Here is a 13,879-nt window from a genome sequence, read left to right as displayed (position 1 = left end):
AGGGTTATCCTTTCGAGGTTTGCCAGCGGCCGAGCAGGCGAACGCTCAGACTGACGCCCTGCGCCAGCAGCCAGTAGCTCAGGATCAGCAAGGCGTAGGGCAGGACATAGGTATAGGTATTCGCGACGATCTGTCCCGTCGTCATGGTGAGTTCGGGGACGGTGATCACCGATGCCACCGCGCTCTCTTTAATGGTCAGAATGAACTGATTGCCGAGCATCGGCAGGCTAAAGCGCATCGCCTGCGGCGTTTGGATATGCCAGAAGCTCCGCCACGGCGAAATATTATGCGCCGCCGCCGCTTCCAACTGGCCGCGGGTAATGCTTTGCCAACTGGCACGGAAAATTTCGCTGAAGTAGGCGGCGCTGTATAAGGTCAGCGATAAAATGGCGGCTTCGACGGCGCTCAGCATGACGCCGACCGACGGCAGACCGAAGTAAATGACCGCCAACTGCGCCAGGTAGGGCGTGCCGCGAATCGCCCAAACATAGAAGCGCCACGCCGCATAAAGCCCCGGCTGGTTGCGGCACGCTCCATGCAGCGCGAAGCCGAGCAGCGCGCCGAGTACGGCTGAACAGGCGCTGATCCACAGCGTGACGCCCATTGCGCGCAGATAGTCGGGTAGGTAGAGAAGCAATTCGTTCATGTTCTTTCCTTAACCCAGCGGCGTTCAAAATAGCGGCCCGCCAGCGCCAGCAGGCTGGTTAGCAGCAGGTAGACCAGCGCCGTGGCGATATAAACTTGCAACGGCTGATAGGTCGACGAGGCCAACTGTTGGCCCACCCGCATCAGATCGGTAATGGCGATGATCGACACCACGGCGGAGGCTTTCACCACGTCGATCAGTTCGGAGATCAGCGACGGCAGCGTCAGGCGCAGCACCTGCGGCACCTGAATGCGCCACAGGGTTTGTCGAGCGCTCAGACCGCAGATCGCCGCCGCCTCCAACTGACCGGGCGGGATGGCGGCGAAACCGCTGCGCAGGATTTGCGACTGATAGGCGGCGGTATTCAGCGTCAGGGCCAGAACGGCGGCCAGGTAGCCGGAAATTTCCAGCCCCAGTTCGCCGGGCAAATAAAAGCACAATAGCATCTGCGCCAATACCGGCGTGCCGCGAAACAGGCTGATCCAGGCGCCGGCGATCCCCCGGCAGAGCCGCAGCCGGCTGCGCTCCATCAGGTGAATACCCACGCCGACGAAAAAACCGGCGACGATAGCGGTCAGACACAGCGATGCCGTGGTGACGGCGCCGCTAAGCAGAACGGGAGACCAGGAAAGGAACTGTGCGAAAAAGTCCGCCATGCGCGTCCCTTACAGACTCGGCTCAGGCATCTGATCCGCCGGAACGGTCATCGTGAAGCCAAACCATTTCTCCTGCAGCGCTTTCATCGTGCCGTCGCGGTTGGCTTCGGCAATGCCGTCGCTGAACATTTTTACCAGCCTGGCGCTGTCTTCGTCTTTACGTCCAACCCAGCCAAAGTAGGTGGTAGGGCCAAGCATCGGCTCCAGCGTGCTGAATACGCCGGGGCGGCTTTTGATTAGCGGGCCGAGATTCGCCAGCGACTGTGCGACGCCGTCAAGACGGCGGTTCGCCAAATCCGCATAGGCTTCATCAAAAGAGACGTACTGCTTGATTTCCTTGATGCCGGGTTTGCCGCTGGCTTTTAATTGCTCGTTAAACGACTGCAAAATCTGCAACTGGCCGGAGCCGGCCTGTGAACCGACCACTTTGCCGTTGAGATCGTCCAGCGAGGCGATGGAAGCATCGTTTTCGCGCTTAAGCAGGGCGACGGTGGATTCGGCTATCGGCACCGTAAAGGCGAAATGGGCGACGCGCTGTTTGTTAACGGTGACGGCGGTCACCACAAAATCAAACTTTTTCGCGTCCAGCCCCGGCAGGATGCCCTGAAACGGCAGGTCCAACTGCTTCACCTTCACGTCCGGCAGCTGTTTTTGCAGAATATGGTTCATCAGGTCAACGTCGTAACCGACGATTTTCCCGTCCTGCACGTACTCAAACGGCGCATAGCGGGCTTCGGTGGCGATGGTAATGGTTTTACCGGCGCTGATCCTATCCAGCAAATCGGCGCTGTGAGCGGGAAAGGCAAGGGCGCTGGCAACACACAGTGCGGATGCGCAAAAGGCGGTGGTGAACTTGCGTCGTATCATGGTATTCCCCTGGTGAAAGTGGCATTCATTTCATTCAAGTAACTTGCATGAAATTACATAAGCATGATGCGTGCCAGTCTGTCAGATAGGGAAATACACTAAAGAGATAATAATTATCTTATTGTTATTAAAGTAAAAATTAATGGGTTGTGGATCGGGGCCAGAGAAGTAAATCCTCAGCGCAGGGGGATAAACGTTATCCGCTTTGTTTGTCGGTAGTGCGCCGGTGCCCCTTTATTGTGCAGAAAAAATTGTGCTAAAAACGGATTTGCCGGACGGCCAGGCGGGACGCGGCGTCGGCTATGCCTGCGGGTGAGGACTGAATTCCCGCACGATAAAATCGACAAAAGCGCGCAGGCGCGACGACAAATGGCGTTCACCGTGAAACAGCAGATGCATCGGACGTGAAGGCGTTTCATAGTGCGGCAATATACGCACCAAATCCCCGCGCGCCAGCGCCTCGTTCAGCAATACTTCCGCGCCCAATACAATGCCGAAGCCTTCCAGCGCGGCGCTGAGCATCGCTTTGCTATCGTTGATTTGCAGGCGGCTGTTGATATGCACATGCTCGGTTTTGCCCTCTTTGGCGAAGACCCAGTTCCCGGTTGGCTTATTGGCCCAGTAGGTAAATCCCAGGCACTCATGCTCCAGCAAATCCGTCGGCTTGAGCGGCATGCCCCGTTCGGCAAGATAGGCGGGCGAGGCGCACGCCACGCAGCGGTAAGGCCTTAACTCGCGCGCAATCAGCGGCGAATCATCAAGCTGACCGATCCGCAGCACGGCTTCATAGCCGCCTTCCATTAGATCGACAAACTGGTCCGAAAGCGTCAGCTCCACCTGAACCTGCGGATACTGCCGCATATAGCGGGTGACGGCGGGCATCAGGCTGCAGGAGCCGAAAGTGACGGGCGCATTGACCCGCAACAGCCCGGCGGGTTCGGCATGAATTGACGCCATCAGCCGGTCGGCGTCTTCCGCTTCTTGTAAGACCCGTTTACAGCTTTGATAGTACAGGCGACCGGCCTCGGTCAGACTCTGGCGGCGGGTGGTGCGGTGCAGCAGCGTGCTGCCGACCTGCGTTTCCAGCGCCAATACATGCTTACCCACCATTTGCGGCGAAAGATTGAGTTGGCTACCCGCTGCGGCGAACGAACCGCAGTCGACGGCCTTAATGAAAACCGCCATGCTGGTGAGTTTATCCATTGTGTTTTCTCCGCTAGCGATGCCCGATTAGAAACATATCGTTTCTTCTGTAATAAGAAAAGGTCTGTTTATCCGTTATTCGTAATCAAATATTGTCATTACACCAACCGATCGTGGATTTATCGAACGTATTTATCAGAGGTGAGATATGAACATTGGAATCATCGGCGCTGGATTTATTGGTCGTGGCGTGGCGGAACTGGCGATAAAAGCGGGGCATAAGGTGATGCTGAGCAACTCTCGCGGCCCGGAAACGATTTTCAGCACGCTGCGTACGTTGAAGTGCGAAGGCGGCACGGTAGAGCAGGCTGCCGCATTTGGCGATCTGGTGCTGGTGGCGATCCCGTTTAACCAGTTGAAGACATTGCCTGCCGATGCCTTGCAGGGAAAAGTGGTGATGGACGCCAACAACTACTACCCGGATCGGGACGGACGCTATCCGCAGCTCGACAATCATGAAACCACCACTAGCGAGATGTTGGCGCTAATGCTGCCGGGGGCGAAAGTGGTGAAAGCGTTTAATGCCATCTATGCCAAAGATCTGCTGAGCGACGCCAGAGCCGCGGGAGCAGCCGATCGCCGCGCGTTGCCGATTGCCGGTGATGACGCGCAGGCGAAGCGGCTGGTGGCCGAGTTTTTGGATCAAGTCGGTTTTGATAGCGTGGATGCCGGCGCGCTTGCGCAAGGCTGGCGCTTTGAGCGCGATACGCCCTGTTATTGCGTGCCGTTGAATAAAACGCAATTGGTGGAAAAACTGGCGCAGGCGTGAGCCACTAACCACGCTTGATGTTGAGCGGGGATGGGATGCCCCGCGTTATGAATTCCTGCCGCTTAATATAATGAAGACGTCGCATTCGCTGAGATGATTAGTTCATTATTGGTTTGCACCATAATTGATCGTCCGCGCACGATTTTTGCGCTTTTCTCCTCCTTTATTTTCCCTTTATTCCCCTAACGTACCGCCAGCGCGTCCTTTTCGTCTCGTATCAAACTTGGCACGCACCCTGCATTGTTACTTGCATAACATCATTTTGATAAATGACAGACAAATAACATCGGGGCGGGAAATGGCGGAGAAAACGGAATTAATCGCAAGAATTGAAGCGAGTTTTAGCCAGCAAACACCCAGCGGCAAACGTATTGCCGGTTGGCTGCTCACGCATATCGATCAGGTTCCGTTTGAAACCGCGGATAGCATCGCCAAAGCGACGGGGACCAGCGGCATTACCGTGGGCCGTTATTTGCGTAAACTGGGCTACCGCAATCTGGAAGACGCCAAAAGCAGTTTGCGCACTGCGCCGGATATTCCTTACAAGCCCTGGGGCGTAATCGACCGTCTCGATTCATGGCAGCAACAGCACGCCCTCCCCGATCGTTTCTCTCAGTCGCTCCAGCTTGAGCTGGATGCCATCGCCAAAGTTTATCAGCTAGCCCGGAGTGAGGTCTTTGACCGGGTCAGCCGGCAGCTTGCCGAGGCGGAGGCGGTGTTCGTTTTAGGCATCCAGTCTACGCGGGGTATCGCCAACGCGTTTTTCAGCCATCTGGAGTATCTGCGCCCGCGCGTCAGCTATGTCGACGGCCTATCGGGCACCTGGGTGGAATCGCTCAACTCGGAGTTTGAACGGCCCTATCTGGTGGTTACCGATACCCGCGCGTACTCCGCCGTGGCCCGGCAGTATTGCCGCGCCGCCAGTGAACGCAATCTGCCGCTGGCGCTGGTTACCGACATCTGGTGCCCGTGGGCGCGCGATTATCCGCTGGACTTGCTGCAAGTTCATACCGATACCGGCCATTTTTGGGATTCGCTGGCGCCGCTCAGTTGCCTGTTCAACCTGCTGCTTTCCGCGGTCGTGGATCGGCTCGGCGATCGTTTAGGCCCACGTCTGGCGTTGAACCGCCAACTGCAACAGGAATTTGGACAATTCGAACGTTAAACAGGATTGGTTATATGAATCAAGAAATTGAATTGGTTGATGTTTCCGCTATTTTGCCGCAGCTGGTCATCGACATGAAATATGCGACGCCGGATAACATTACGGGACAGACCATTTACAGCGAAAATCGCTGCTTACTGCATCCGGACGCGGCCAAAGCTCTGATGCGCAGCGTGGAGATCGCCGCGCTGGCGGGCGTTACGCTGCTGGTTTACGACGCCTATCGGCCGAAGAAAGCGCAAGAGTATCTATGGCTGGCCTGCCCGGATCCGAAATATGTGGTGGAAGTCTCGTTAGGCTCTAATCACAGCCGCGGCACTGCGGTGGATGTCACGCTGATCGACCAAAACGGCCAGGCGCTGGATATGGGCACCGGCTTTGATGAGATGAATGAACGCTCTCACCCTTACCATCCCGATGTGCCGCCCGCGGCGCAGCGTAATCGTCTGTTATTGAACGCCATCATGTTCGGCGGCGGTTTCGTCGGCATCGCCAGCGAATGGTGGCACTTTGAATTGCCGGGTTCCCCGGCCTATCCGCTGTTGAGCGACCGGTTTAGCTGTATCGCGCCACAAAATATAACGACACCCGACGTACACCACACCCCACTTACTTTGAAACCAGGAGCACTGTCATGAAGATAACTACCACCGCAGTTTCATTGTTTCGGCCGGCGTTGATCGCCGCGGCGATCGCCATAAGCATTACGCCAGCTCTGGCGGCGGTGCCGAAAGATATGTTGGTGATTGGCAAAGCCGCCGATCCGCAGACGCTCGATCCGGCCGTTACCATCGATAATAACGACTGGACGGTCACTTATCCCGCCTATCAGCGCCTGGTGCAGTATAAAACGGAAAATGGCAAAGGCTCCACGGAGGTGGAAGGCGATTTGGCGGAAAGCTGGCAGGCTTCCGACGATCAGAAAGTCTGGACTTTTAAGCTGAGAAACGACGCTAAATTTTCCGATGGCGCGCCGGTCACGGCGGAGGCGGTCAAATTCTCGTTTGAACGTCTGCTGAAGATTGGGCAAGGACCATCGGAGGCCTATCCGAAGGACTTAAGCGTCGAGGTGGTTGATCCCTATACCGTACGTTTCACGCTTAGCACGCCGTTTGCGCCGTTCCTGTATACGCTGGCCAATGATGGCGCCGCGATCGTCAATCCCGCGGTGATGAAAGAGCACGGCGCCGATGACGCCAAAGGCTGGCTGGCGGAGAACACCGCCGGTTCCGGCCCTTACATGTTGCAGCGCTGGCAGAAAGGGCAGCAGCTGGTGCTGGTTCCCAACCCGCACTATCACGGCGCGAAACCGGCCTTTAAACGCGTCTCCGTGAAGATCATCGGCGAGAGCGCGTCCCGCCGTTTACAGCTCTCCCGCGGCGATATCGATATCGCCGAATCCTTGCCCGTCGATCAGCTGGCGGCGCTGAAAAAAGAGGGGGCGGTGGCTATCGATGAATATCCGTCGCTGCGCGTGACCTATCTCTATCTCAACAACGGCAAAGCGCCGATGAACCAGGTCGATCTGCGGCGCGCCGTCTCCTGGTCGACCGATTATCAGGGCATGGTAAACGGCATTCTCGGCGGCAACGGCAAACAGATGCGCGGTCCGATCCCGGAAGGGATGTGGGGCTACGATGCGCAAGCCATGCAGTACAGTCTGGATCCCGCGCAAGCGAAAGCCGCTTATGACAAGGTTGCCGAGAAGCCGCAGAGCTTGACGTTCCTCTATTCGGACAGCGATCCCAACTGGGAGCCGATCGCCATTTCCACGCAGGCGAGCCTCAAAAACCTGGGCCTTAACGTCAGGCTGGAGAAGCTGGCTAACGCCACCATGCGCGATCGCGTCGGCAAAGGGGATTATGACATCGCCATCGGCAACTGGAGCCCCGACTTCGCCGATCCCTATATGTTTATGAACTACTGGTTCGAATCCGATAAGAAAGGCCTGCCGGGCAACCGTTCTTTTTATGACAACAAAACCGTCGACGATTTGCTGAAGAAAGCCGTTGCGACGTCGGATCAGGCCGAGCGCACCAAAGATTATCAGGCGGCGCAGAAGATCGTTATCGACGAAGCCGCTTACGTTTATCTGTTCCAGAAAAATTATCAGGTCGCGATGAACAAAGAGGTAAAAGGCTTTGTTTACAACCCGATGCTGGAGCAGGTGTTTAACGTTGCGACCATGAGTAAATAAGAAAAAGCAAGGAAATTGCTGACAACGCGGCCTGTGAACCTGAGATACGCAGGCCCGCCGCGCCGGGGCCGGCGGCTTATCGCGCCACGGCCCTTCGGCGCGCTCTTCTTGATAACCGGCGTTGTTAATGGACTGAAGCGCGATTTTTATTACAGGGTCAGGCCGCTGGCCCGTTTTTAACTGGGGGCTTTAACATGACCTTCTGGAGCATTTTACGGCAGCGCTGTTGGGGGCTAATACTGGTGGTGGCGGGGGTTTGCGTCATTACCTTTATTATCTCCCACCTGATCCCCGGCGATCCGGCGAGACTGCTGGCGGGCGATCGCGCCAGCGACGAGATCGTGCGGCATATCCGCCAGCAACTGGGGTTGGATCAGCCGCTGTATGTCCAGTTTTATCGCTACGTCGGCGATTTACTGCATGGCAATCTGGGAACGTCTATTCGCACCGGCCGACTGGTGCTGGACGATTTGCGCACCTTTTTCCCCGCCACGCTGGAGCTGGCCTTTTTCGCCCTGCTGCTGGCGTTGATGCTGGGCGTGCCGCTTGGCGTATTGTCGGCGGTGTACCGCAACCGCTGGCTCGATCATCTGGTGCGTTTACTGGCGATCACCGGTATCTCCACCCCTGCGTTCTGGCTGGGGCTGGGCGTCATCGTGCTGTTTTACGGACATCTTAATCTGCTGCCCGGCGGCGGACGCCTGGATGACTGGCTCGACCCGCCGCCGCATGTTACCGGCTTTTATACCATCGATTCACTGCTGTCGGGGGACTGGGAAGCGCTCTGGAACAGCCTGCAACATTTGATTTTGCCCGCGCTGACGCTGGCGTTCGTGCATTTAGGCATTGTGGCGCGCCAAATTCGCTCCGCCATGCTGGAGCAACTCAGCGAGGATTATATTCGCACCGCGCGCGCCAGCGGCCTGCCCGCCTGGCGCGTCATCCTTGGCTATGCGTTGCCCAATGCGCTGATCCCATCCGTTACCGTGCTGGGGCTGGCTCTGGGCGACCTGCTGTATGGCGCGGTGCTGACGGAAACCGTTTTTTCCTGGCCCGGCATGGGCGCTTATGTGGTGTCGTCGATTCAGGCGCTGGATTTCCCCGCGGTTATGGGTTTCGCGGTGGTGGTTTCACTGGCGTATGTGGTGGTTAATTTGGTGGTGGATCTGCTCTATTTATGGATCGATCCCCGCATTGGACGTGGAGGGGCGCAATAATGTCCATCAACGAAACTATCGCCGCGCCGCGTAAAAGCGAACGGCGACAGCGCTGGGGCAAACGCTTCTGGCTGTTGAAAAGCAGCCCGCTGACGCTGATAGGCGGCGTCATTATGCTGTTTATGCTGCTGATGATGATCTTCTCGCCGTGGCTAACGCCGCTCGATCCCAACGCCATCGACCTGGCGGCCCGGCTGCAACCGCCCTCGGCGCAGCACTGGTTCGGCACCGATGAAGTGGGGCGCGATCTGTTTAGCCGCGTACTGATCGGCAGCCAGCAGTCGGTGGCCGCCGGCCTGGCGGTGGTGCTGTTCTCCGGCATTATCGGTTCGCTGCTGGGCTGCTTTTCCGGCGTGCTGGGCGGCTGGGCCGATGCGCTGATTATGCGCATCATGGATATCATGCTGTCGATCCCTTCGCTGGTTTTGACCATGGCGCTGGCGGCGGCGCTGGGGCCGAGCCTGTTTAACGCCATGCTGGCGATCGCCATCGTGCGTATTCCCTTTTACGTTCGCCTGGCGCGCGGACAAACCCTGGTGGTGCGCCAGTTGGCCTATGTTCATGCGGCAAGAATTTTTGGCGCCACACGCTGGCATCTGATTAGCTGGCATGTTCTGCGCAACGCGCTGCCGCCGCTGATTGTGCAGGCGTCGCTGGATATCGGCACCGCCATACTGATGGCCGCCACGTTGGGATTTATCGGCCTGGGCGCGCAGCAGCCGACGGCGGAGTGGGGCGCGATGGTGGCCAACGGCCGTAACTATGTGCTCGACCAGTGGTGGTACTGCACGTTCCCCGGTCTGGCGATTTTGATTACCGCGGTCGGATTCAACCTGTTTGGCGATGGGCTGCGTGACCTGCTCGACCCGAAAAGCGGAGGGCGACACTAATGCATGACGACGTTCTGAATATCGATAATTTACAACTGAGCTTCCCCATCTATAACGGCGAGGTCAGCGCGCTCAATCAGGTTTCGCTGCATGTGAAACGCGGCGAAATTGTCGGGGTGGTGGGGGAGTCCGGTTCCGGCAAGTCGGTGACCGCCATGCTGGCCATGCGTCTGTTGACTCCCGGCAGCTATCGCATCAACGGCGGCAGCCTTACCGTGCTGGGTCAGGATGTGCTGAACGCCAGCGAAAAACAGATGCGGCAACTGCGCGGGGCGAAAGTGGCGATGATCTTTCAGGAGCCGATGACGGCGCTCAATCCCACGCGGCGCATCGGGCAGCAGATGACCGACGTGATCCGCCAGCATCAGCCGATCTCCCGCAAGGCGGCCATTGAGAAAGCCATCGGCCTACTGAATGAAATGCAGATTTCCGACGCCGCCAGGGTGATGGATCGCTACCCCTTTGAACTGTCTGGCGGTATGCGTCAGCGGGTGGTGATCGCGCTGGCTTTCTCCTGCGATCCGGCGCTGATTATCGCCGATGAGCCGACCACGGCGCTGGATGTCACCGTGCAGCGGCAGGTGTTGCGCCTGCTGCAACGCAAAGCGCGCGCCAGCGGTACGTCGGTGCTGTTTATCAGCCACGATATGGCGGTGGTGTCTCAGCTTTGCGACCGTCTGTATGTGATGTACGCCGGAACGGTGATTGAAAACGGCGCCACGCGGGATGTGATAGCCCATCCCGTCCATCCTTACTCCATCGGCCTGCTGCGCTGCGCGCCGGAAGAAGCGGAGCCGCGCGCGCCGCTGCCCGCGATTCCCGGCACCGTGCCCAATCTGGCGTCGCTGCCGGTCGGCTGCGCTTTCCGCGAGCGCTGTTTCGCCGCCGACGAGCATTGCCGGCGGCAGCCCGCGCTGACGCCCTGCGGGGCCGGTGAACAACACGCCGCCTGCTGGCATCCGCAACTGGAGGCAGAACATGTCTGATATTTTGCTTGAACTACAGGACGTGCATGTCAATTTCCCCGCCCGCAAAAACTGGCGGGGGAAAGTCACGGAACAGGTGCACGCGTTAAATGGCCTGGATTTGCAAATCGCCCGTGGCGAAACGCTGGGTATCGTGGGGGAGTCCGGCTGCGGTAAAAGCACGCTGGCCCAGTTACTGATGGGGATGCTAAAACCCGCGGCGGGAGAGTGCGTTCGCGCCCGCACCCCGACCTCATGGCTGGGCAGCGGCATGCAGATGGTGTTTCAGGATCCGCTTTCATCGCTGGATCCGCGTTTACCGGTCTGGCGCATTATTACCGAGCCGGTCTGGTTACAGAAACACAATAGCGAACGCGAACGCCGTGAATTAGCGGTGCAACTGGCGGAGCTGGTCGGCATTCGCCCGGAATATCTGGATCGGCTCCCTCACGCTTTTTCCGGCGGCCAACGCCAGCGTATCTCCATTGCCCGCGCGCTCTCGTCGCAGCCCGATATTATCGTGTTGGATGAGCCGACGTCGGCGCTGGATATTTCCGTTCAGGCGCAAATCCTCAATCTATTGGTGAAACTGCAACAGCAGCGCCAGCTGACCTACGTGCTGATTTCACACAATGTGTCGGTGGTGCGCCATATGAGCGACCGCGTCGCGGTGATGTATCTGGGGCAAATTGTCGAGTTGGGCGCGGCGCAGCAGGTACTGACCGCGCCCAAACACCCTTACACCAAACTGCTGCTTGATTCGGTGCCGCGCGTGGATCGTTCGCTGGATGGCGAGGTAGAGGACCGGAAAGGCGAACTGCCGGGCAACCGCGTGTTGCCGCAGGGCTGTTTTTTCCGCGAGCGCTGCCCGCAGGCGACCGCCGGATGCGAGCAACGGCAGCCGATGTCGCCAACGGCGCAGGGCGTTGAGGTTCGCTGCTGGCGCGCCGGCTAAAATGGCGGCGACGGGGCGAACGGTCATTCGCCCCGTTATGATTGCCGGGATTTTAACGTGCGGCGTTAAACCACCGCCATACCGGCGTCAAACCCTTCACGGATAGCCACCAGCGCGTTGCTGGTTTTCACCGCACCGCCGATTACCGCAACACTTTCGCCGCCTTCATCCAGCTGTTTCGCCAGTTGGTTAACGGGAATATAACCCAGCGCCAGCACCACGGTGTCCGCCGCAATATTCATGCGTCCTTGCTGATTTTCAACCACCACGTGCCGCTCGGTGATTTCGGCGACCGTGGTATTCAGATATTGCTTAACGTTGAATTCATCGAGCAGCTTTAAGACGTGTAATTTACTCACGCCGTCCAGCTCCAGCAGGAGGGTATCGCGCATTTCAATAATGGCGACGTTCTTTTGCTGCATGGCGAGGTGCGCCGCCGTTTCACCGCCCACTTCGCCGCCGCCGGCGATAACAATGTTATTTCCGGTGGTCACGTTGCCTAATAACACATCCTCCGCTAAAACAACGTGGGGCAGATTGACGCCTTTAATCGGCGGAATAGCCGGTTTGCCGCCGGTCGCCACAATCACGGCGTCGGGTTTCTCCTGCCGGATTATCTCTTGGGTCAGCTCGGTATTGCATTTTATCGTTACGTTCAGCTTTTCCAGCTCCTCAATCATCCATGCGGTATAGGTCGCCAGTTCGCCTTTACCGGGAGGATAGGCCGCGGAAAGAAATTGTCCGCCTGGCCGGCCGCGCTTTTCAAACAGCGTTACGCGGTGCCCGCGCATCGCGGCGGCTCTTGCCGCCTCCATGCCGCCCGGCCCGCCGCCGGCGATAAACACGTTTTTGGGCGTCGCGGTTTGGCTGTAGTCCAGCTCGCCCTCTCTTCCCAGCGACGGGTTGACCAGACATTTCAGCGGTTCCCCCAGATACAGGCTGCCGGTGCAGCCCTGCATGCATCCGATGCAGTAGCGAATCGACGTCAGCGCGCCGGCTTTTGCCTTGCGGGGCAAATGCGGATCGGCCAGCGAACCTCGGCCCATGCCGACAAAGTCGGCTTTCCCCATCGTCAGCAGGGTATCCGCCATTCGTGGATCGTTGATGCGGTTAGCGGTAATCACCGGGATGTTCACCAGTTTTTTTATCTCTTCCGCCAGCGGCGCCGTCCAGGCATGGCCGACGTACATGGGGGAAACGGTGCCGTATTTATTGTGATCGCCGTAGGCGCCGACGGACACGTCCAGCGCATCTAGCCCCCATTCTTCAAATAGCTGCGCCAGTACCCGCGCTTCGGAAATATCGCGGCCGCCGATGAAGCCCTCGTCGGCGGAAAAGCGCACGATCACCGGGAAATCCGGGCCGACCTGATGCCGGACTTCCTGATAGATTTCTTTTAAAAACCGCACCCGGTTTTCCAGGCAGCCGCCGTACTTATCGACGCGTTTATTGGCATAGGGAGAGAGGAACTCGGCGATCAGATAGCCGTGAGCCGCATGAATTTCGACGCCGTCAAAACCCGCCTGCCTGACCCGCCGCGCGCTCTGGCCGAAATCCTTGACCAGTTGCCGGATCTCCGCCGCCGACAGTTCGCGCGGCATCTCTCTTAGCCACGGACAGGGAATGGCGGAAGGCGCGACCGGCTGCATGCCGCCGTTGACGGCGCGGCAGCTCTGCCGGCCGGCATGATAGATTTGGGCGAAAATTTTGCTTTCATAGCGGTGCACGGTATCCGTTAATTTTTGGTGGCTCGCGATTTGATCGTCGTGCCATAAGCCGGCAATGTATTGATATCCCATCGCATGTTCGTTGACCGCATAGTCTTCGGTGATAATTAATCCCCAACCGCCTTTCGCCTTCTCCTCGTGGTAGGCGATATACCGATCGGAGGCGGTGCCGTCCGCATGACAATAGTTGGCCACCATTGCGGTAACAATCAATCGGTTGGGAATAACACACTGATTTATTTTCTTCGGCTCAAATAAAGTTTTAAACATGATATTTGCTCCAGTAATGTTAATTAAAAACCGTTTAATTTATTTTTAGTATTCGATTAGTATAGCGAGGGATTGGTCTTTTATTTTGTGACTCAACTCATGGAAGTTATTTTGATAGGTTGCTGTTTAATCTTGAATTATATGCTTGTCATACTTCAATTTGCATGTACGTTGGCTTTGTTACTCGGCCCATCCATGAGCCTCGTAACGCGGCAACCGGATAATTAAGCAATTAACGTACCCGCGACTCGAAAGATAAAGGATATAAAAAATAGAAATAGAAGATGCGGTAATGCATCAAAATAAGAGTTAATTTATCCGATGTAATCTGTTTTTATTACGCCTATCCAAT

General features: G+C 57.4%; 13 protein-coding genes. 8 read left to right on the top strand and 5 right to left on the bottom strand.

Going from position 1 to position 13,879, the window contains the following annotated elements; all coding sequences use genetic code 11:
- Window positions 1-4: 4 nt before the first annotated feature.
- The 4 genes from HC231_RS22995 to HC231_RS22980 form a co-directional block, all read right to left on the bottom strand.
- Window positions 5-646 carry an amino acid ABC transporter permease gene (locus HC231_RS22995; protein ID WP_208228983.1) on the bottom strand — a complete coding sequence of 214 codons (642 nt, stop codon included), beginning with the start codon at window positions 644-646 and terminating at the stop codon, window positions 5-7.
- Window positions 643-1,302 carry an amino acid ABC transporter permease gene (locus HC231_RS22990; RefSeq protein ID WP_208228982.1) on the bottom strand — a complete coding sequence of 220 codons (660 nt, stop codon included), beginning with the start codon at window positions 1,300-1,302 and terminating at the stop codon, window positions 643-645. The genes HC231_RS22995 and HC231_RS22990 overlap by 4 nt, the downstream gene beginning before the upstream one ends.
- Window positions 1,303-1,311: 9 nt before the next feature.
- Entirely contained in the window at window positions 1,312-2,169 is an 858-nt protein-coding gene (locus HC231_RS22985) for a transporter substrate-binding domain-containing protein (protein WP_208228980.1), read from the bottom strand.
- 300 nt (window positions 2,170-2,469) lie between these two features.
- Entirely contained in the window at window positions 2,470-3,372 is a 903-nt protein-coding gene (locus HC231_RS22980; protein ID WP_208228978.1) for a LysR family transcriptional regulator, read from the bottom strand.
- 148 nt (window positions 3,373-3,520) lie between these two features.
- Here HC231_RS22980 and HC231_RS22975 point away from each other — a divergent pair, with 148 nt between their 5' ends.
- The 8 genes from HC231_RS22975 to HC231_RS22940 all read left to right on the top strand — a co-directional run bounded on the left by HC231_RS22975 (window position 3,521) and on the right by HC231_RS22940 (window position 11,530).
- A complete protein-coding gene (locus HC231_RS22975) occupies window positions 3,521-4,141 on the top strand; it encodes an NADPH-dependent F420 reductase (RefSeq protein ID WP_208228977.1) in 621 nt (206 codons plus the stop codon).
- Window positions 4,142-4,439: 298 nt separating this feature from the next.
- On the top strand, window positions 4,440-5,306 hold the full coding sequence (locus tag HC231_RS22970; protein ID WP_208228975.1) for a MurR/RpiR family transcriptional regulator: 867 nt from the start codon (window positions 4,440-4,442) through the stop codon (window positions 5,304-5,306).
- 14 nt (window positions 5,307-5,320) lie between these two features.
- Window positions 5,321-5,944, top strand: coding sequence for a D-alanyl-D-alanine dipeptidase (ddpX, locus tag HC231_RS22965; RefSeq protein WP_208228973.1), 624 nt, complete (start codon window positions 5,321-5,323; stop codon window positions 5,942-5,944).
- A complete protein-coding gene (locus tag HC231_RS22960) occupies window positions 5,941-7,503 on the top strand; it encodes an ABC transporter substrate-binding protein (RefSeq protein WP_208228972.1) in 1,563 nt (520 codons plus the stop codon). The genes ddpX and HC231_RS22960 overlap by 4 nt, the downstream gene beginning before the upstream one ends.
- A 194-nt stretch (window positions 7,504-7,697) precedes the next feature.
- Window positions 7,698-8,720 carry an ABC transporter permease gene (locus HC231_RS22955; protein WP_208228970.1) on the top strand — a complete coding sequence of 341 codons (1,023 nt, stop codon included), beginning with the start codon at window positions 7,698-7,700 and terminating at the stop codon, window positions 8,718-8,720.
- Entirely contained in the window at window positions 8,717-9,610 is an 894-nt protein-coding gene (ddpC, locus tag HC231_RS22950; RefSeq protein WP_208231493.1) for a D,D-dipeptide ABC transporter permease, read from the top strand. The genes HC231_RS22955 and ddpC overlap by 4 nt, the downstream gene beginning before the upstream one ends.
- Complete coding sequence (locus tag HC231_RS22945) at window positions 9,610-10,596, top strand: ABC transporter ATP-binding protein (protein WP_208228968.1); 987 nt, start codon at window positions 9,610-9,612, stop codon at window positions 10,594-10,596. The genes ddpC and HC231_RS22945 overlap by 1 nt, the downstream gene beginning before the upstream one ends.
- On the top strand, window positions 10,589-11,530 hold the full coding sequence (locus tag HC231_RS22940) for an ABC transporter ATP-binding protein (protein WP_208228967.1): 942 nt from the start codon (window positions 10,589-10,591) through the stop codon (window positions 11,528-11,530). The genes HC231_RS22945 and HC231_RS22940 overlap by 8 nt, the downstream gene beginning before the upstream one ends.
- A gap of 65 nt (window positions 11,531-11,595) precedes the next feature.
- On the opposite strand, the gene HC231_RS22935 is transcribed toward HC231_RS22940, so the two are convergent.
- The gene (locus HC231_RS22935; RefSeq protein ID WP_208228965.1) at window positions 11,596-13,527 is read right to left on the bottom strand and encodes an oxidoreductase; all 1,932 of its coding nucleotides are present in this window, start codon (window positions 13,525-13,527) and stop codon (window positions 11,596-11,598) included.
- Window positions 13,528-13,879 lie beyond the last annotated feature (352 nt).

Origin of the sequence: Brenneria izadpanahii (assembly GCF_017569925.1) — a bacterium.
GTDB lineage: Bacteria > Pseudomonadota > Gammaproteobacteria > Enterobacterales > Enterobacteriaceae > Brenneria > Brenneria izadpanahii.
The sequence above is the reverse complement of the archived record's forward strand: the minus strand, read 5'-3'. Positions and strand labels throughout refer to the sequence as shown.